The following is an 18,469-nucleotide window of genomic DNA, read 5'->3' as shown; positions in this document are numbered from 1 at the left end:
CTCCTTCATGCCCTTCCTGATCGCAGCCGTCGTCCTGGTCGGTGTGCTGTGCCTGTTCGACCTGCTGCTCACCTTCGCGGTGCTGCGCCGACTGCGCGAGCACACCGCGGAACTCGAACGGCTGGCGGGCCGGCCCGGCTTCTCCTCGTACGACCCGGGCATGCTGGTGGGCCACCGGCTTCCCGAGGCCGCCCGGGCGTACGGTGCCACCCTCGTGGCCTTCTTCGACGCGCAGTGCGACACCTGCCACGACCACGCGCCGAAGTTCGCCGCCCGGGCCCGCCGGCACAGCGCCCTGGCGGTGGTGTCCGGCGACGGGGCGCGTGCCGACGAGCTGATCGGCGCGGTGGGCCCGGACGCGGTGGTGATGCGCGGTGACGACGCCCACGCCGTCGCCGACGACCTCGGCATCCAGGCATTCCCCACCTTCGTCCTGGTCGACCCGGACGGCTCCGTGGTGCAGGCGACCACCGAGCTGGCCGAGCTGCCCGAGCCGGCGCCCGCGGCGTGAGCGCGGGGACCGGACCGCAGGCCGGGCCCGCCGGGCGGTCGGGCACGGCCGGGCCGCGCCGGACCCTGCGGTACCTCGGGGTCGCCTGGCTGCTGTGCTGGCGGGCGGGACGGTGGCACGCGCTGGCGTACTCGCTGATCACCGTCGTCCTCGGCCTGCTGCCCACGGCCACGGCGTGGCTCACGAAGCTCGTCGTGGACGACCTCGCCGGCGGACGGCCCGACCAGGTGCTGGACCGGGCCGCGGGCCTGGCCGCCGTGGGGCTCGCGGCCGGGGTGCTGCCGCACCTGAGCGGCTACGTGCAGAACGAACTGGGCCGCCGCCTCGAACGCCTGATGCAGGACCGGCTGTACGGCGCCGTCAACCGGCTCCAAGGGCTGTCGCGGTTCGAGAACCCGGAATTCCGCAACGACCTCAGCATGGCCATGCAGGCGACCGGTGGAGGGCTCGGCCCCGTCACCACGGGCCTCTTCGACACCGCGCGCAACATCATCACACTCGTGAGCCTGCTCGGGACGCTGTCGCTGCTGAGCCCGCCGATGGCCGCACTGGTCACCGTGGCCGCCGTGCCCGCGCTCCTCGCACGGCTGTCCCTGTCCCGGCGCAGGGTCGGCATGCTCGCCGGGGTCTCCCCGGCGGTCCGGCGCCAGGTCTTCTACTCGCTGCTGCTCACCGATGTCCGCAGCGCGAAGGAGACCCGGCTGTTCGGACTGGGCGACTTCCTCAAGGGGCGGATGCTCACCGAGCTCGCGACCCGGCAGGAGGGCGAACAGCGGCTGGACCAGCAGGAGGCCCGGACGCAGTCCCTCCTCGCGCTGCTGTCCACGGTGGTCGCGGGGCTCGGACTCGTGTGGGCGGTACGGGCCGCGACGACCGGCGCCCTGAGCGTGGGCGACGTGACCGCGTTCGTCGCCGCCGTGGCCGGTACGCAGGTTGCGTTGACGGGGCTGGTGGACAACGTCGCCATGGCGCACGAGGCGCTTCTCCTCTTCGGATACCACGACAAGGTGATGTCGCTCCCCGACGACCTGCCGTCGGCGGACCCGGCGGGGCGACTGCCGGCATTGCGCCGGGGCATCGAATTGCGGGGGGTCTGGTTCCGTTATGCCGAGGGCCATTCGTGGATTCTGCGGGGCGTCGACCTGACCATTCCGCACGGAAGCGCGGTCGCCCTCGTCGGGCTCAACGGCGCGGGGAAAAGCACCCTGATCAAGCTGCTCTGCCGTTTCTACGATCCGACGGAAGGGGCGATCCTCTGGGACGGCGTGGACATCCGCGAGGTGCCGCCCGCCGAACTGCGCCGTCGTATGGGCGTGCTGTTCCAGGACTACATGTGTTACGACCTGACGGCGGCGGAGAACATCGGCGTGGGGGAACTGGAGGCGCTCGACGACCGGCCGAGGCTGCGGAAGGCCGCCCGGCGCGCCGATGTCGACACCACCGTGGAAGGGCTTCCCCGCGGTTACGACACGCTGCTCAGCCGCATCTTCGCCGACCACGCCGAGGGTGACCCGCAGTCCGGGGTCGTGCTCTCCGGCGGCCAGTGGCAGCGTCTGGCGCTGGCCCGCACGCTGCTGCGCGACGACCGGGACCTGCTCGTCCTGGACGAGCCGAGTGCCGGACTGGACGCCCAGGCGGAGGCGGAGATCCACGCCCGGCTGCGGGAACACCGGGCGGGGCGCACCAGCCTGCTCGTCTCCCACCGGCTCGGCGCGGTCCGCGAGGCGGATGCGATCGTGGTCCTGGAGGGCGGCCGGATCGTGGAACGGGGCACGCACGAGCAGCTCATGGCCCGGGAGGGCGAGTACGCCCGCCTGTTCGCCATCCAGGCCGAGGGCTATCGCGACCAGGACGCACCGGACGCCGGGGACGCACCGGCTCCCGGGGAGGCACCGGACCGGCCGGAGGCGCCGGCGGCGGAGCTGCCGCCCGCGGTCAGTTCGCCGGTCGGCTGAGCACCAGCTCGCCGCAGCGCGCCCGGTCGCGGGCGGCGAGCTCCCGGGCGTACAGGCCCGCGAGGTCCGGCATCCGGAACCCTTCGTGTGCGACCGGAGTGAGCAGCCCGACCGTCACCAGGCAGTCCAGGGCCCGCTCGGTGGCCGGCAGCGCGGCGCCGATGGCCTCGGCGGCGCGCGTCGCGCTGAAGGGCGACCCGAGGGTGCACAGCCGCCGGAAGGCCCGGGCCGCGGCGCGGTGCTCGGGATCGTGGGCCGACAGCTGCCGGTAGCTCCTGGCGTACGACGAGCGCATCGCCAGGTCGGCGACCCGTAATTCGTCGAGCGTGCGTGCCGGGTCGCGCAGCCGGGCGGCGAGACCGGCGAGGGTGCCCTGGGGGCGGCCGGCGCAACGGGCACCGGCGATGCTGAGGGCGAGGGGGTTGCCGTGGCAGAGCCGCGCGATCTCCCGGGCCGCCCGGGGCTCCGCGGTGACGCGGGCGTCGCCGACCAGCAGGGACAGCAGGCGGACGGAGTCCGTTTCGTCCAGGGGGTGCACCGGCACGTGCACCGCGTCCAGCGCGGGCAGGACGCTCCGGCTCGTGACCAGCACCGCGCACCCAGGGGCGGCGGGCAGCAGCGGAAGGACCTGGCCGCGGTGGAAGGCGTTGTCGACGACCACGAGGACGCGCCGGCCCGCGACCATGGACTGGTAGTACGCCGAGGCCTCGGAGAGGGCGGCCGGCACGTCGGCCCGGGGCATGCCGAACGAGCGGAGGAAGTGGCGCAGCACGGTGACCGGGTCCACGGGATCCGCGCCGGCCTGCGGGCTGTCGAGGTCGACGTAGAGCTGGCCGTCGGGGAAGTCCGCGGCGGCCGCGTGGGCGACGTGCAGGGCCAGTGCCGACTTTCCCCGTCCGGCCGGCCCGTGCAGCACCACGACCGGGGCCCCGGCGGCCGTTCCGTCCCGGGTGCGCAGGACGTCGCGCACCCGGGCCGTGTCCTGCGCCCGTCCGGCGAACGGTCCCGGGATGCGGGGGAGTTGGCGGGGCACCGTGCCGGTGAGGGGGTGCGCGGGCGGGGCCGTCGTCCGGGTGGGGGCCTCCGGGACGGCACTCAGGTCCGGTTCCCGGCGCAGTACGGCCTGGTGGGTGCGGCACAGCTCCGGTCCCGGGTCCAGCCCGAGTTCATTGCGCAGCGTCTCCCGGGCGTCGGTGAAGGCGGCGAGCGCGCCGGCCGTGTCACCGCTGTGGTAAAGGGCGAGCATCAGGCGGGTGCGCAGCCGTTCCCGCAGGGGATGCCGGCGTACGGCCCGGCGCAGGGTGTCGACCATGGCCGCCCCCGCGCCGCGCGCGAGCGCCACGTCCGCCTGTGCCTCGATCGCGCCCAGGTACTGCTCGGTGAGTGCCGCGGCGATGCCCTCGAGAACAGGTCCTTTGGCGACGTTCTCCAGTGGTTCCCCGTGCCAGAGCGCCAGGGCGCTGCTCAGTGAGCGGGCGGCCCGGGCCAGGTCCTGCCCGGCCGCCGCCTGCCGTGCCCGCTCGACGAGGTCCTCGAAGCGGGCGATGTCGGTCTCGTCGTCGTCCGCCCGGAGCATGTAGCCGGACCGGGACGTGATCAGCCGGGGGTGCGTGCCGCCGTCGGCGGGCGGCAGGAGCCGGCGCAACTGCATCACATAGGTGCGCAGATTGGGCACCGCGGAGCGGGGTGGTGTGCCGCCCCAGAGTTCTTCGAGGAGGGCGGGAACGGAAACGACGCTGCCCCGGTGGGCGATCAGCATCGCGAGAATGGTGCGCTGTTTGTCGGCGGCTATGCGGACGGTCCGGTCACCGTCCACGATTTCCAGCGGGCCGAGGGCCCGGAATGCGACGGTCATGCTGTGGCTGTCCCCCGGTATGTGATTTTTTACAAGGCGCTGCCGCCCAGTCGGCGTACCGCGACACCCATGATCCGGTCGGCCTCGAAGAATCCCCGGTGACGGGAATCGATGCTGTCCGGATTGTCGCCGAGCACCACCAGCATCCCGTCGGGCACTTCGGGGAGGTCCTCGCTGCCGGGTATTCCCTCCGGAATGCGGTCTCCCGGGAGGGCGGCGGCGCGCTTGATATTCCATGCGCGGTCGCTCACCGGCTCGTAGTCACCCGTCCTCCGCGGGGGCTGCAGCACGACGATGTCCCCGGGCCGCACCTGGTCGATGGTGCGGCGTTCCACCACCACCTGGTCCCCGGGGGAAAGCGTGGGCGCCATGCTGGTGCCTTCCACGGTGACGACGGTGTACCGGCTGCGTATGCGAAACGCGGTCAAGGCGGATCCGATGAGGGCCAGGAGGAGCCCGCCGATAATCAACAGAACAGGCACAGACACCCTCCATGGGTTCCCCCGGTCGGTGTGATCGTGCACGTCCGCCGCAATGCCTGTCAATGTATTTTTTCTGCCCGGAGGCAGGGGAAACCCATGTGTGCGTCGCGCCCCGTTCGCCCCGTTTGCAATGGGCGTGGAAGTTGAGTGCCTATGGGCGTATCGGGCGGTTCGGTGGATACGGTCGCCGGACCGGTCTCTTCCGCCGGGTGTATACGAGCTGTACGGAGCGCCGTATCTGCCGTTGCTACGGTCGAATCTGCTTCTTTCCGGCAGTAAGTACTCGAAAGGAAACGGCAGTGACGGGATTCATGGGGACGATGGGCGACAGGATTCTGGGCAGGCTCGTGCCCAAGGCCGTGGCCCAGGCGGACACCACCTTCGAGAAGATCTGCTACTGCAACCAGCGCAACCGCTTCTACTTCCGGCAGATCTGCCATGTGGTCGGTGGCTACACCTCCTGCGGCACCTGCTACATCAGCTCGCCCTGTCCGCCGTCGGCCTGACGGTGACATGCGACCGGGCCGCGGACATCGTGTCCGCGGCCCGGTCGTCCGGCTGTTCCTGACGAGCGGTCAGTCCGTGCCGCGCACCCGCTGCTCGTCGGAGGCGGTCACCTCGCGGAGCAGGCAGGTGAGCCGCGCCGTGCACACCCGCTTGTCCTGCTCGTCGGTGATGACGATCTCGTACGTGGCGGTGGAGCGCCCACGGTGCACGGGGGTGGCGACGCCGGTCACCACGCCGCTGCGGACGCCGCGGTGGTGGGTGCAGTTCAGGTCCACGCCGACAGCGATCTTCGACACACCGCCGTGCAGCATCGAACCGACCGAGCCGAGGGTCTCGGCGAGCACGGCGGACGCGCCGCCGTGCAGCAGCCCGTAGGGCTGGGTGTTGCCCTCGACGGGCATGGTGCCCACCACCCGCTCCGCCGAGGCCTCCACTATCTGCACGCCCATGCGGTTGCCCAGGTGCCCGGCGGAGAAGAGGGCGGGCAGGTCGACACCGAGTGCGCTGTACTCGTCGATGACCTCTTGCGGGAACTTCACGGTGGTCTGCTCGCCCATGGGGCCCGGCTCCGATCGTCGTACGGTCATGTCCCTGATGTGTGGCCGCCGGCCAGGGGCGCCGGCTGCCTAAGCGAACGCTCAGACGGTCGGTGATTGTTCCAGACGTACGATCACGGACTTGCTGGCGGGGGTGTTGCTGACGTCCGCGGTCGACTCCAGCGGCACCAGGACGTTGGTCTCCGGGTAGTACGCGGCGGCGCAGCCCCGCGCGGTCGGGTAATGCACCACCCGGAAGCCGGGCGCGCGGCGCTCGCTGCCGTCCCGCCACTCGCTGACCAGATCAACGTACGAACCGTCCGCCAGGCCCAGCGCGCGGGCGTCGTCCGGATGGATCATCACCACGCGCCGGCCGCCCTTGATGCCCCGGTAGCGGTCGTCGAGGCCGTAGATCGTGGTGTTGTACTGGTCGTGCGAGCGCAGCGTCTGCAGCAGCAGCCGGCCCTCGGGGACCTTCGGGTACTCCACGGGCGCGGCGGTGAAGTTGGCCTTGCCGGTGCTGGTCGGGAAGCGGCGCTCGTCGCGCGGGGCGTGTGGCAGGGCGAATCCGCCGGGGTGGGCGATCCGGGTGTTGAAGTCCTCGAACCCGGGGACCACGCGCGCGATGCGGTCGCGGATCGTGGCGTAGTCCTTCTCGAACTCCTCCCAGGGCGTGGCCGACGCCCCGCCCAGCACCGCCCGCGCCATGCGCGCCACGATGGCCGGCTCGGACAGCAGCTCGGGGCCGGCCGGCGGCAGGTTCCCGCGCGAGGCGTGGACCAGGCCCATCGAGTCCTCGACGGTGACGAACTGCTTGCCGCTCGCCTGCACGTCCTTGTCGGTGCGGCCCAGCGTGGGGAGGATCAGCGCCCGCGCGCCCGTGACCACGTGCGACCGGTTCAGCTTCGTCGACACGTGCACGGTCAGCCGGGCGCGGCGCACGGCCGCCTCGGTGACCTCCGTGTCGGGCGTGGCCCCGACGAAGTTGCCGCCCATCGCGAAGAACACCTTCGCCTCGCCGTCCCGCAGCGCCTGGATGGAGCGGACCACGTCGAAGCCGTGGTGGCGGGGCGAGGAGATGCCGAATTCCTTGTCCAGGGCGTCGAGGAAGGCCGCCGAGGGGCGCTCGAAGATGCCCATGGTGCGGTCGCCCTGCACGTTGGAGTGGCCGCGGACGGGGCAGACCCCCGCGCCCGGGCGGCCGATGTTGCCGCGCAGCAGCAGGAAGTTGACCACCTCACGGATGGTCGGCACCGAGTGCTTGTGCTGGGTGAGGCCCATGGCCCAGCAGACGATGGTCCGCTCCGACGCCAGCACCATGGCGAGCGCGCGCTCGATCTCGTCGCGCCGCAGACCGGTCGCGGCGAGCGTCTCGTCCCAGTCGGCGGCCCCGGCCGCGGCGGCGAACTCCTCGAACCCGTGCGTGTGCTCCCGTACGAACTCCTCGTCCACCGCTCCGTCCGTCCGGAGGATCAGCTTGTTGAGGAGCCGGAAGAGGGCCTGGTCACCACCGATGCGGATCTTCAGGAACAGGTCGGTGAGGGCGGCACCCCGGAGCATGCCCTGCGGGGTCTGCGGGTTCTTGAACCGCTCCAGGCCCGCCTCGGGCAGCGGGTTCACCGAAATGATCTTTGCGCCCGCCGCCTTCGCCTTCTCCAGGGCGACGAGCATCCGCGGATGGTTGGTGCCGGGGTTCTGCCCCGCCACGATGATCAGGTCCGCCCGGTGCATGTCCTCCAGCGAGACGCTGCCCTTGCCGATGCCGATGGTCTCGGTGAGCGCGGAGCCCGACGACTCGTGGCACATGTTGGAGCAGTCCGGCAGGTTGTTCGTGCCGAACTCGCGGGCGAAGAGCTGCAGCAGGAACGCGGCCTCGTTGCTGGTGCGGCCGGAGGTGTAGAAGACGGCCTCGTCGGGGGAACCGAGCGACGTCAGCTCCTCCGCGATGATCGCGAAGGCACGCTCCCAGGTCACCGGGTCGTAGCGGTCGGCGCCCTCCTCGAGGAGCATCGGGTGCGTGATCCTGCCCTGCTGGCCCAGCCAGTAGCCGCTGCGGCCCGCGAGGTCCGCGACCGGGTGGGCGGCGAAGAACTCCGGAGTCACGCGGCGCAGCGTCGCCTCCTCGGCGACGGCCTTCGCGCCGTTCTCGCAGAACTCCGCGACGTGCCGCTTGTCCTCCTCGGGCCAGGCGCAGCCCGGGCAGTCGAAGCCGTCCTTCTGGTTGACCTTGAGCAGCGTCCGGGCCGCCCGCCGCAGCCCCATCTGCTCGCGGCCCACCTTCAGGGTGTGCCCGATCGCGGGGAGGCCGACCGCGGAATGCTTCGGCGCCCCGACCTGCGGCGCGTCCTGGACCGGGTCGTCTGCCGGCGGCCTGCTGACCATCGCGCTCTCCCTTGAGCGGTTGCGTCCGGTGTACGTCTCCGATCCTGTCACGCCCGGCGGGGCGGCCGGGACCGCCCCTCGGCCGGGAGCCGGATTGTCAGTGGTCCGTGGCAGGATCGTCCCCGTGGCTGAGACAGCATCGAAGAAGACCCCAGACGACAACCGTCCGCGCCTGCTCCTCATGGACGGGCACTCCCTGGCGTACCGGGCGTTCTTCGCGCTGCCCGCGGAGAACTTCACCACCGCGAGCGGCCAGACGACCAACGCCATCTACGGCTTCGCGTCGATGCTGGCGAACACGCTGCGTGACGAGGCGCCCACCCACTTCGCGGTGGCGTTCGACGTGTCCCGCAAGACCTGGCGCTCGCAGGACTTCCCGGAGTACAAGGCGAACCGCTCCTCGACGCCCGACGAGTTCAAGGGCCAGGTCGAGCTGATCGGCGAGCTCCTGGACACCATGAACGCGGAGCGGTTCGCGGTCGAGGGCTTCGAGGCCGACGACGTCATCGCGACCCTCGCCACGCAGGCCGAGGCCGCGGGCTTCGAGGTGCTGATCGTCACCGGCGACCGGGACTCCTTCCAGCTGGTCTCCGACCACGTGACCGTGCTCTACCCCACCAAGGGCGTCTCCGAGCTGACCCGGTTCACCCCGGAGAAGGTCCAGGAGAAGTACGGGCTGACCCCGTCGCAGTACCCCGACTTCGCCGCCCTGCGCGGCGACCCCTCCGACAACCTGCCGGGCATCCCCGGTGTCGGCGAGAAGACCGCCACCAAGTGGATCAACCAGTTCGGCTCCTTCGCGGAGCTGGTCGAGCGCGCCGACGAGGTCAAGGGCAAGGTCGGGCAGGCGCTGCGCGACCACCTGGAGTCCGTGAAGCTCAACCGCCACCTGACCGAGCTGGTCCGTGACGTGGAGCTGCCGAAGACCGTCACGGACCTGGAGCGCCGGCCGTACGACCGGACCGCGCTCAAGGGCTTCCTGGAGGTCCTGGAGATCCGCAACCCCAGCCTCCGCGAGCGGCTCCTCGCGGTCGACCCGGGCGCCGAGGAGGAAGCGGCCCCCGTCCCGGACGCCGGGGTGGAACTCGACGGCACGGTGCTGGGCGCCGGCGAGCTGGCCTTCTGGCTGGAGCAGCACGGCGCGCAGCCGCTGGGCATGGCCACCGTCGCCACCTGGGCCCTGGGCGTCGGCAACGTCAGCGAGGTAGCGCTGGCGGGCGCCGACGGCAAGGCGGCCTGGTTCGACACGACCCAGCTGGACGAGGCCGACGACAAGGCCTTCGCCGCCTGGCTCGCCGACCCCGCCCGCCCGAAGGTCCTGCACAGTGCCAAGGAGGCGCTGCGGATCTTCCCCGAGCACGGCTGGCACGTCGAGGGCATCACCATGGACACCGCCCTCGCCGCCTACCTGGTCAAGCCGGGCCGCCGCTCCTTCGCGCTGGACGCCCTGTCCGTCGAGTACCTCCACCGGGAGCTGGCCCCCGCCGCGGCCGACGGGCAGCTCGCCTTCGGCGCCGACGAGCGGGCCGAGGCCGACGCCCTCATGGCACAGGCCCGTGCGGTCCTCGACCTGGGCGAGGCGTTCGGCGAGAAGCTGAAGGAGGTCGGCGCCACCGGGCTCCTCCACGACGTGGAACTGCCCACGTCGGTGCTGCTGGCCCGGATGGAGCGGTACGGCATCTCCGCCGACCGGGCCCACCTGGAGGCGATGGAGCAGCAGTTCGCGGGCGCCGTGCAGCAGGCGGTGAAGGAGGCGCACGCCTCCGTGGGCCACGAGTTCAACCTCGGCTCCCCCAAGCAGCTCCAGGAGGTCCTCTTCGGTGAGCTGAACCTGCCCAAGACGAAGAAGACCAAGACCGGTTACACCACGGACGCGGACGCGCTGGCCTGGCTGGCCGCGCAGACCGATCACGAACTGCCGGTCATCATGCTGCGCCACCGCGAGCAGGCGCGGCTGCGCTCCACGGTCGAGGGCCTGATCAAGACGATCGCCGCCGACGGCCGCATCCACACCACCTTCAGCCAGACCGTGGCGGCGACCGGGCGCCTCTCCTCGACCGACCCCAACCTGCAGAACGTGCCGGTCCGCACCGACGAGGGCCGCGCCATCCGGCACGGCTTCGTGGTCGGCGAGGGCTTCGAGTCGCTGATGACCGCCGACTACAGCCAGATCGAGCTGCGGGTCATGGCCCACCTCTCCGAGGACGAGGGCCTGATCGAGGCGTTCACCTCCGGCGAGGACCTGCACACCACCGTCGCCTCCCAGGTGTTCGGCGTGGAGCGGGCCGCGGTCGACGCGGAGATGCGCCGCAAGATCAAGGCCATGTCGTACGGCCTGGCGTACGGACTGTCCGCCTTCGGCCTGTCCCAGCAGCTCAACATCGAGGCCGGTGAGGCGCGTGCCCTGATGGACACGTACTTCGAGCGGTTCGGCGGGGTGCGGGACTATCTGCGCCGCGTCGTCGACGAGGCCCGCGCGACCGGGTACACCGAGACGATGCTCGGCCGCCGCCGCTACCTGCCGGACCTCAACAGCGACAACCGCCAGCGCCGCGAGGCCGCGGAGCGCATGGCGCTCAACGCCCCGATCCAGGGCACGGCCGCCGACATCGTGAAGGTCGCGATGCTGCGCGTCGACCGGGCGCTGCGGGAAGCGGAGCTGAGGACCCGGCCGCTGCTCCAGGTCCACGACGAAATCGTCCTGGAGGTCGCCCCGGGCGAGCGCGAGCGGGTGGAGGAGATCGTCCGGCACGAGATGTCGTCGGCGGTCGACCTCCGCGCCCCGCTGGACGTCTCGGTCGGCGTGGGCCCGGACTGGGACTCCGCCGCCCACTGACGCCCAGCCCGCCACCCTGCCACCCCTCCGCCCGCGGCACCCGACGGTGCCGCGGGCGGAGGGCGCCCGGGGAAGTCCCCTCAAGCCGCCCGCCGCAGACGCATCGCCGCGCCGTACAGCAGCAGCCCCGCCGCCAGCCCCGCGCCCGCGCCGAAGCAGATCGTCGGGATGATGTCCAGCGGTGTCTCGGGAGCCCGCCCCCAGTACGCGTACCACCGCAGGCACCGGTGCACGGCCCCGGCCGCCACACACCCGCCGAGCAGGCCCGCCGCCAGCCACCGCCCCCGCCGCCCGAGCACCGGCACCGGCACCGGCAGAGCGGCAGGCGCCGCCGCCCGCTGCCGCCGCAGCGCACTGCCGGTGAACCACGCCAGCACCACCAGCGCCACCGCCGACCCGCCGTACTGCGCGTACAGATACACCGGGAACCCGGCCACCACCTCGCTCAGCACCGGCACCGCCTGCGTGCCCCACCGGTCCAGGTGCGTGAACGAGTCCCACACCACGTGCGTCGCCGCCCCGATGACCGCCGAGACGTAGAACCACGCCGCCAGCGCCGCCCGCGGCCGCCCGTGCCACGCCCGCCCCCGTACGAGCGCGTGCACCGGCCCCTGCCACCGCCGCGGTACCAGCGCCACCAACGGCTCACGCACCATCAGCCACACCGCGACCAGCAGCGCCGTGACGGCCACGTCGACGGTCACCACGCCCACCGGCGCGTGCGTGACGTCGCCGAAGCGCATCGCGCCCGGAAGCGCGGTGTCCGCGAAGTACGTCATGTCGGGCGCGAACGACCCGGCGACGAGCGCCGAGGCGACGAGCGGCCCGCGCCCGGCCCCGGACCTGCGTATCCCCGGCAGTACGGCAGCCGCATGGCTGAGCGTGAACGGCATGACGGGTGCGTCCCCCTGGATCCGGTCGGTCAATGACGGTCAGTATGCGCGACGTTCGCCCTCCGGATTCCGGTACGTCAAGTGGTGACGAAAGCGTGAAAAGCGGTCAGAGGGCAGTGTGCCGGTGCCCTCGATTGACGTAGGGTCTGCTGAGCATCCGTGCAGGGGAGTACGGACCACAGCCGTCACCAGGGGGAGGACCGCACCTATGGCAGCGCACATCGGCCGCCGGCTGCGCAAGGGAGCGACCAGCACCGCCGTCGCCGCGGCCGCGGTGGCCGCCCTGTCCGCCTCGCAGGCCCCCGGTGCGACCCCTCCCGCCGACGCCGGCAACGGCGACCCGCAGGCCGCCGACGCGACCTCGTCGTCCCCCGGCGGCTCCGCCACGGGCGACTCCCCGTATTACACGGACCTGCCCCCGCTCAACACGCCGGACAAATCCGGCACTTCCGTGAACCTCCCGGCCGTGGGGCCGTCGGAAGCGGGCATACCGGCCACCGTCCTCGCCGCCTACAAGCAGGCCGAGACGCACCTCAAGACCGCCGACCCCGGCTGCAACCTCCCGTGGCAGCTCCTCGCGGGCATCGGCAAGGTGGAGTCCGGGCAGGCCCGCGGCGGCCGTGTCGACGCCAACGGCACCACCACCTCGCCCATCCTCGGCCCGGTCCTCAACGGTGTGGGCTTCGCCAACATCTCCGACACCGACGACGGCGCGTACGACGGCGACAAGACGCACGACCGCGCGGTCGGTCCGATGCAGTTCATCCCGTCCACCTGGGCCACCTGGGGACAGGACGCCAACGGCGACGGCCTGAAGGACCCCAACAACATCTACGACGCCGCGCGGGCGGCCGGCATGTACCTGTGCGCCAACGACCGCAACCTCGCCGTCAAGGCCGACCTCGACAGGGCGATCCTCAGCTACAACCGCTCGACGGAGTACCTCCGTACGGTCCTGTCCTGGTTCGAGTACTACAAGCGCGGTACGCACCAGGTCCCCGACGGCACGGGCGTCCTGCCGGTCGACCGCAGCGACAACAAGCCGGTCACCCGCCCGACGCCGGTCCCGTCGCCGTCCGTCACGCCGCCCACCACCTCGCCGTCGCCGAGCCCGAAGCCGACCCCGCCCCCCACGTCCGGCCCGTCCAAGCCGGTCCCGCCGGCCAAGCCGACGCCGACGCCCACCCCCGTGCCGTCCCCGTCGCCCTCCGACACGGTGGCGCGCATCAAGGACGCCGGTACGGGCGCGCTCAGCGCGACGGCGGGCGGCCGCTTCATCGAGCGCCCCGCGGTCGTGGCGCTCGACCGGGCCGGCCGGCCGGTCGCCAAGGTCGCGGTCAAGTTCGAGATCATCGGCGCGACGGACGCCCGCCTGGCGACCGCCACCGGCCCGGCCACCAGCGCGGTCGTCACCACCTCCGCCGACGGAACCGCCACCGCGCCCCCGCTCCAGGCGGGCGAGCGGACGGGCGAGTTCACCGTGCGCGCCACCGTCGTACGCCGCGCCCTGCCCGGCCTCGACTTCACCGCGACCGTCACCGAGCGCCAGGCCGACGCGCTGACCCGCACGGACGACAAGGCGCTGACGGCGGCCCCCGACGCGGAGTTCGCCGACCAGGTCGAGGTGAAGGCCACCCACAAGGGCGCCGTCGCGGCCGGTGTCGCGCTGACCGCCACCATGATCACGTCCGCGGACGCCCCGGCTGTCAACGACAAGGGCCCCTTCTTCAAGGACGAGGAAGGCAAGCCGGTCCGCACCCTCGTGGGGCTGAAGACCGACGCCGACGGCGTCCTGCGGCTCCCGAAGATGTACGCGGACGGCCAGACCGGCACGTTCCTGCTCCGGCTGACCGCCCCCGGCGGTGCGACCCTGACCGTCGAGCTCCAGGTCGCCTGACCCGGCTTCGCGCACACCGCCCGTCGCCGCACCGGCCGTCTCCGTACCGCCCGTCTCCCCCGGGGGAGGCGGGCGGTACGACGTGTTCCCATCTCGCGGCGCCGTTGCTACGGTGCGGGCCGGACGCGAACTGACGGTTCATCAGATGGGAGGCCGCCCATGCGCGCCCTCGTAGCCGCCGCCATCGGACTGGTCCCCGTCCTGCTCCTGGTCCTGCTGCTCGCCGTGGCGGACCTCGCCCCGGAGGGCGAGACCTCCCCCCGGCCCCTTCTGACCACCGTGCCCGGACCGAAGCGGTAGGCGGCCGGCATGCGGCACCGGACCGGTCTCGTCCTCCTCTCCCTCGCCGTGTTCTGCGCCGCCCTGGCGCCCGTACTGCGCTGGTACGCCTTCCCGCGGCTCGCCAAGGTCCCGGCGGGCCAGTACCAGGACATGGTCCTGGAGGCGAAGCCGGCCACCCTCCTGCGCTACGACACGATGCGGGCGGCCCAGGTCGACAAGGTCACCATCGTCCAGACCCTCAAGGGCAACGTGGAGGAGTCCCGGCGGATCGAACGCGACGCCGGCCGTGACGTCGTCGTCTGGGACTCGCTCTCCCACGTCGTCGGCCCCGGCGGCGAGACGGTCTCCGCGATCCCCGAGCGGTACATCTTCGACGCCCACACCCAGGCGCCCGTCCACGCCACCGGCGAGTCGGTCGACGGCGACCCGGTGCGGCGCGAGGGCATCCAGTTCAAGTGGCCGTTCCTCACCGGGAAGCGCGACTACCGGTACTTCGACGCCCAGACCCGCACCTCCGCCCCCATCCACTACAGGGGGACCCGCTCCTTCCGCGGCCTCGAGGTGTACTACTTCGAGCAGACCGTCCCGTGGACGAAGGTCCCGTACCCGAAGAAGATGCCCCTGCCCGGCATCGACGCCACCCGGCTGGAGCAGCGGACCGGCACCACCCGCTGGTACACCACCAAGCGGATGTTCTGGGTGGAGCCGGTCACCGGGGCCCCCGTCAACGGCGAGGAGATCCACCGGGAGGAGCTGCGCGGCGGCACCCTGCTCGGCGGCCGAGACAAGGTCACCGCCTTCGCCGGGCACGTCAGGATGCGCGGGGACTACGTCGACCACACCGTCGCCCTGGTCTCCTCCCAGCGGCGGCTGGTGCTGCTGATGACCTCGTACCTCCCCCGGACCTCCCTGCTCCTCGGCACAGGGCTGCTCGCCCTCTCCCTGTACCTGGAGGCGCGGTCCCGGCGCCCGGTCCTCAGCGGTGCGCGTTCGTCCGCCGGGTCGGCTCCGCCGCCACCGGATCCTCCGGCCACGGGTGCTTCGGGTACCGGCCCCGCAGCTCGGCCCGTACGGAGCGGTATCCGTCGCGCCAGAAGGACGCCAGGTCCGCCGTGACGGCCGCGGGCCGGCCCGCCGGGGACAACAGGTGCACCAGCACCGGAACCCCCGCCACGGACGGGGTCTCCGCCAGGCCGAACATCTCCTGGAGCTTCACGGCCAGGACGGGCTGCTCCCCCTCGCCGTACTCGACCCGGATCCGCGATCCGCTCGGCACCTCGATGCGCTCGGGCGCCAGCTCGTCCAGCCGCGCCGCGTCGCCCGTGGCCCACGGCAGCAGCCGCTGCAGCGCCTGACCGGCGTCCAGGCGCCCCAGGTCCGCCCGCCGCCCGGCCCGCGACAGCTCCGGCTCCAGCCACTCCCCGGACCGCTCCAGCAGCGAGGCGTCCGACACGTCGGGCCACGGCGCGCCCAGCACCCGGTGCAGGAACGCCAGCCGCCGGCGCAGCCCCTCCGCCTCCCGCGACCAGCGCAGCAGCCCCAGCCCCTCCCGCCGCAGCCCCTCCACCAGGGCCTCCCGTACGAGAACGGGGTCGGGATCCGCCAGCGGCCGTACGGACAGCTCGACGGCGCCGAGCCGCTCCACGGACCGGGCGACCACGTCGCCGTCTTCCCACCGCACCTCCTCGCCCGCCGACAGCAGCCCCCCGGCGGCCGCCCGCGCGGTCCCCTCGTCGATCACGGCCGCCAGCCGCACCCGCGCGGACGCGGCGTGCGCCGGCCGGTCCGCCACCGCGACCGCCAGCCACCCGGAGCCCCGCAGACGGGACCCGTCCCCGAGCTCGGCCCGGGTCCCGGACGCCATGAGGAACGACCCCTCGCCGCGCGCCCGCGCCACCCGCTCCGGGAAGGCCAGCGCGGCGACCAGCCCGGCGGCGGCGTCCTCGGGCAGCGTCCCGGCGCTCTCCGGCGCGCCGACGTCGCCGAGCCGGCCCGCGAGCCGCCGCGCCTCCTGCCGCCACCGAGCCCCGTACGCGTCGCCGCCGCGCCGCGCCGCACGCCATGCGGCGGCGAGGTCGTCGCCGTACTCGCGCGGCGGTTCCTCGCTCAGCAGCGCCACCACCTCCGCGGCCCGCCGGGCACCCACCCGCGGCGCCGCGTCCAGCAGCGCACGGGCGAGCCGGGGATGCACGCCCAGCCGCGACATGCGGGCCCCCCGCGCCGTCACCCGGCCCGCCGCGTCCACCGCCCCGACCGCCGTGAGCACCTCCCGCGCCGCACCCATCGCACCCGCGGGCGGCGGGTCCAGCAGCGCCAGGCCCGTCGCGTCCGGGTCGCCCCAGGAGGCGGCCTGCAGGGCGAACGCGCTCAGGTCCGCCACCTGGATCTCGGGCGCCGGGAACCGCGGCCGCAGAACGTCCTCCGCCTCCGCCCAGCACCGGTAGACCACGCCCGGCGCCTCACGGCCGGCCCGTCCGGCCCGCTGCCGCGCCGCCGCCCGGGACGCACGCACCGTGGTCAGCGACCCCAGGCCCCGCGCATGGTCCACCCGCGGCTCCCGCGCCAGACCCGAGTCGACCACCACCCGCACGCCGGGAACCGTCAGCGACGACTCCGCCACCGACGTGGCCAGCACGACCCGGCGCCCGCGGCCGGGCGAGAGCACCGCGTCCTGGACCGCCGCGGGAGCCCTCCCGTGCACCGGGAGGACCTCCGCGTCCACCGAGGACAGCAGCCCCGCCACCCGCGCGATCTCCCCGGCCCCCGGCAGGAAGCAGAGCACGTCGCCCTCCCGCTCGGCCAGCGCCCGCCGCACCACCGACGCGACGTGCGCGAGCTGCGCCGGATCCACCCGCATCCCGTGCGGCGGCCGCACCGCCGCGGCCGGAGGAGCCCACACCACCTGCACCGGATGCGCCGTGCCCGTCGCCTCCACCACCGGCGCACCGCCCAGCAGCCGCGCCCAGCCCTCGGCGTCGGTCGTCGCGGAGGCCGCCACCAGCCGCAGTTCCGGCCGCAGGGCGTCCCGTACGTCGAGGAGGAACGCCGCGGCCGTGTCCGCGTCCAGGTGGCGCTCGTGGCACTCGTCGAGCACCACCACGTCGACGCCGGTGAGCTCCTGGTCCCGCTGGAGCCGCTGGAGCAGGACACCCGTCGTCACCACCTCGACGGCCGTCGCGCGGGACACCACCCGCTCCCCGCGCACCGTGTACCCGACGCTGCCGCCCGTCTCCTCGCCGAGCAGCCACGCCATCCGCCGGGCCGCCGCCCGTGCCGCGATCCTCCGCGGCTCGGCGACCAGCACCCTGGCACCGCGCTCGGCGAGTGCCAGCGGCACCAGGGTGGTCTTGCCGGTGCCGGGCGGAGCGCACAGCACCGCCGTGCCGTGGCCCTCGAGCGCCCGCTCCAGGGCGGGCAGGGCGCTGCGTACGGGAAGCTCCAGGGCCTCCGCGCGCAGCCTCACGCCCGCTCGCAGACGAAGATCGCCGTTCCGGGGATCAGGTTCCCGCGCAGGGGCGACCAGCCGCCCCACTCCTGGGTGTTCCAGGAGGGCCACTCCGGCTCGACCAGGTCCAGGAGCCGGAACCCGCCCGCGACCACGTCCCGCACCCGGTCGCCCAGGGTCCGGTGGTGCTCCACGTAGACGGCCCGGCCCTCCTCGTCCTGCTCGACGTACGGCGTCCGGTCGAAGTACGAGGAGGCCACGGACAGGCCCTCCGGCCCGGGCTCGTCCGGGAAGGCCCACCGGAGCGGGTGCGTCACTGAGAACACCCACCTGCCCCCGGGGCGCAGCACCCTGCGGACCTCCCGGAAGACCCGTACGGGGTCGGCGACGAAGGGCACCGCTCCGTAGGCGGAGCAGGCCGCGTCGAAGGAGCCGTCCCGGAAGGGGAGGGCGCCGGCGTCGGCCTCGACCAGGGGGACGCCCCCGCCGATGCGCAGGGCGTGCTGGAGCTGGCGGTGGGAGAGGTCCAGCGCCACGGGGCGGGCGCCCCGCGCGGCCAGCCAGCGGGAGCACTGGGCGGCTCCCGCGCCGATCTCCAGGACGTCCAGTCCGGCGACGTCGCCCAGGAGCCCGGCCTCCGCCTCGTCCAGCCCCTCGGGACCCCAGACGAAGCGGTCGTCCCCCAGGAACGCTCCGTGCTCGGTCTGGTACTCGTCGGCGTTCCGGTCCCACCAGCTCCGGTTGGCCCGGCTGCTCTCGGCGTCACCGGCTTCACGCCGCGTTGCCTCAGGCTCGTACTCTTGGATCATCCCGCCCGCCGTTGTAGGTTGCGCACGGCTCGCCGCGTCGACGCGCGAGCCGCGGCCACGATGGCCTTGGGAAACCTTA

Annotated in this window: 13 protein-coding genes and 1 pseudogene; 7 read left to right on the top strand and 7 right to left on the bottom strand. The window is 73.2% G+C overall.

The window, feature by feature from the left end:
- Positions 1-7: 7 nt before the first annotated feature.
- On the top strand, positions 8-511 hold the full coding sequence (locus IH00_RS38900; RefSeq protein ID WP_052411347.1) for a thioredoxin domain-containing protein: 504 nt from the start codon (positions 8-10) through the stop codon (positions 509-511).
- On the top strand, positions 508-2,466 hold the full coding sequence (locus tag IH00_RS0112520; RefSeq protein ID WP_078887706.1) for an ABC transporter ATP-binding protein: 1,959 nt from the start codon (positions 508-510) through the stop codon (positions 2,464-2,466). Before IH00_RS38900 ends, IH00_RS0112520 begins: the two co-directional genes overlap by 4 nt.
- Here the strand turns inward: IH00_RS0112520 and IH00_RS0112515 are convergent.
- Both IH00_RS0112515 and IH00_RS0112510 read right to left on the bottom strand, forming a co-directional pair.
- Positions 2,447-4,321: an AfsR/SARP family transcriptional regulator gene (locus IH00_RS0112515; protein ID WP_052411346.1), complete on the bottom strand. Its 1,875-nt coding sequence runs from the start codon at positions 4,319-4,321 to the stop codon at positions 2,447-2,449. The two genes, IH00_RS0112520 and IH00_RS0112515, sit on opposite strands and share 20 nt — an antisense overlap.
- A gap of 29 nt (positions 4,322-4,350) precedes the next feature.
- A complete protein-coding gene (locus tag IH00_RS0112510) occupies positions 4,351-4,803 on the bottom strand; it encodes a S26 family signal peptidase (RefSeq protein ID WP_052411345.1) in 453 nt (150 codons plus the stop codon).
- A gap of 299 nt (positions 4,804-5,102) precedes the next feature.
- Between IH00_RS0112510 and IH00_RS0112505 the strand changes: the two genes are divergently transcribed.
- Positions 5,103-5,309, top strand: a complete 207-nt coding sequence (locus IH00_RS0112505) for a hypothetical protein (protein ID WP_107064451.1) — start codon at positions 5,103-5,105, stop codon at positions 5,307-5,309.
- Between the two features lie 69 nt (positions 5,310-5,378).
- Here IH00_RS0112505 and IH00_RS0112500 read toward each other — a convergent pair whose 3' ends face one another.
- Together IH00_RS0112500 and IH00_RS0112495 are read right to left on the bottom strand one after the other, a co-directional pair.
- Positions 5,379-5,867 (bottom strand): PaaI family thioesterase, encoded by a 489-nt coding sequence (locus IH00_RS0112500; protein ID WP_031072736.1) that lies wholly within the window; start codon positions 5,865-5,867, stop codon positions 5,379-5,381.
- An 81-nt stretch (positions 5,868-5,948) separates the two neighbouring features.
- A complete protein-coding gene (locus IH00_RS0112495; RefSeq protein WP_031072734.1) occupies positions 5,949-8,228 on the bottom strand; it encodes an FdhF/YdeP family oxidoreductase in 2,280 nt (759 codons plus the stop codon).
- Positions 8,229-8,352: 124 nt separating this feature from the next.
- Here IH00_RS0112495 and polA point away from each other — a divergent pair, with 124 nt between their 5' ends.
- Complete coding sequence (polA, locus tag IH00_RS0112490; protein ID WP_031072732.1) at positions 8,353-11,064, top strand: DNA polymerase I; 2,712 nt, start codon at positions 8,353-8,355, stop codon at positions 11,062-11,064.
- A gap of 80 nt (positions 11,065-11,144) precedes the next feature.
- Here polA and IH00_RS0112485 read toward each other — a convergent pair whose 3' ends face one another.
- Positions 11,145-11,990 carry a DUF4184 family protein gene (locus IH00_RS0112485; RefSeq protein WP_420710870.1) on the bottom strand — a complete coding sequence of 282 codons (846 nt, stop codon included), beginning with the start codon at positions 11,988-11,990 and terminating at the stop codon, positions 11,145-11,147.
- 175 nt (positions 11,991-12,165) lie between these two features.
- Here IH00_RS0112485 and IH00_RS0112480 point away from each other — a divergent pair, with 175 nt between their 5' ends.
- From IH00_RS0112480 to IH00_RS40145, 3 genes and pseudogenes are all read left to right on the top strand, one after another.
- Positions 12,166-13,854 (top strand): lytic transglycosylase domain-containing protein, encoded by a 1,689-nt coding sequence (locus tag IH00_RS0112480; RefSeq protein WP_031072728.1) that lies wholly within the window; start codon positions 12,166-12,168, stop codon positions 13,852-13,854.
- 159 nt (positions 13,855-14,013) lie between these two features.
- Positions 14,014-14,154 (top strand): SPW_0924 family protein, encoded by a 141-nt coding sequence (locus IH00_RS41785; RefSeq protein ID WP_107064450.1) that lies wholly within the window; start codon positions 14,014-14,016, stop codon positions 14,152-14,154.
- A gap of 9 nt (positions 14,155-14,163) precedes the next feature.
- Positions 14,164-15,108, top strand: a pseudogene (locus tag IH00_RS40145) (DUF3068 domain-containing protein); the annotation flags it as partial.
- Between the two features lie 4 nt (positions 15,109-15,112).
- On the opposite strand, the gene hrpB reads toward IH00_RS40145, so the two are convergent.
- Together hrpB and IH00_RS0112460 are read right to left on the bottom strand one after the other, a co-directional pair.
- Positions 15,113-17,599, bottom strand: coding sequence for an ATP-dependent helicase HrpB (gene hrpB / locus IH00_RS0112465; RefSeq protein ID WP_324615784.1), 2,487 nt, complete (start codon positions 17,597-17,599; stop codon positions 15,113-15,115).
- Positions 17,596-18,390, bottom strand: coding sequence for a class I SAM-dependent methyltransferase (locus IH00_RS0112460; RefSeq protein WP_031072723.1), 795 nt, complete (start codon positions 18,388-18,390; stop codon positions 17,596-17,598). Before IH00_RS0112460 ends, hrpB begins: the two co-directional genes overlap by 4 nt.
- Between the last annotated feature and the right edge of the window lie 79 nt (positions 18,391-18,469).

It is taken from the genome of Streptomyces sp. NRRL S-118, from assembly GCF_000716335.1.
Taxonomy (GTDB): domain Bacteria; phylum Actinomycetota; class Actinomycetes; order Streptomycetales; family Streptomycetaceae; genus Streptomyces.
Note: the sequence above shows the minus strand (reverse complement) of the source record. Positions and strands in the feature narration are given on the sequence as shown.

What these genes read in the sequence shown, in the direction of transcription:
- IH00_RS38900 (WP_052411347.1), top strand. Translation starts at nt 8, where the DNA reads ATGCCCTTCCTGATCGCAGCCGTCGTCCTGGTCGGTGTGCTGTGCCTG.
- IH00_RS0112515 (WP_052411346.1), bottom strand. Translation starts at nt 4,321, where the DNA reads ATGACCGTCGCATTCCGGGCCCTCGGCCCGCTGGAAATCGTGGACGGT.
- IH00_RS0112500 (WP_031072736.1), bottom strand. Translation starts at nt 5,867, where the DNA reads ATGGGCGAGCAGACCACCGTGAAGTTCCCGCAAGAGGTCATCGACGAG.
- IH00_RS0112495 (WP_031072734.1), bottom strand. Translation starts at nt 8,228, where the DNA reads ATGGTCAGCAGGCCGCCGGCAGACGACCCGGTCCAGGACGCGCCGCAG.
- IH00_RS0112480 (WP_031072728.1), top strand. Translation starts at nt 12,166, where the DNA reads ATGGCAGCGCACATCGGCCGCCGGCTGCGCAAGGGAGCGACCAGCACC.
- IH00_RS41785 (WP_107064450.1), top strand. Translation starts at nt 14,014, where the DNA reads ATGCGCGCCCTCGTAGCCGCCGCCATCGGACTGGTCCCCGTCCTGCTC.
- IH00_RS0112460 (WP_031072723.1), bottom strand. Translation starts at nt 18,390, where the DNA reads ATGATCCAAGAGTACGAGCCTGAGGCAACGCGGCGTGAAGCCGGTGAC.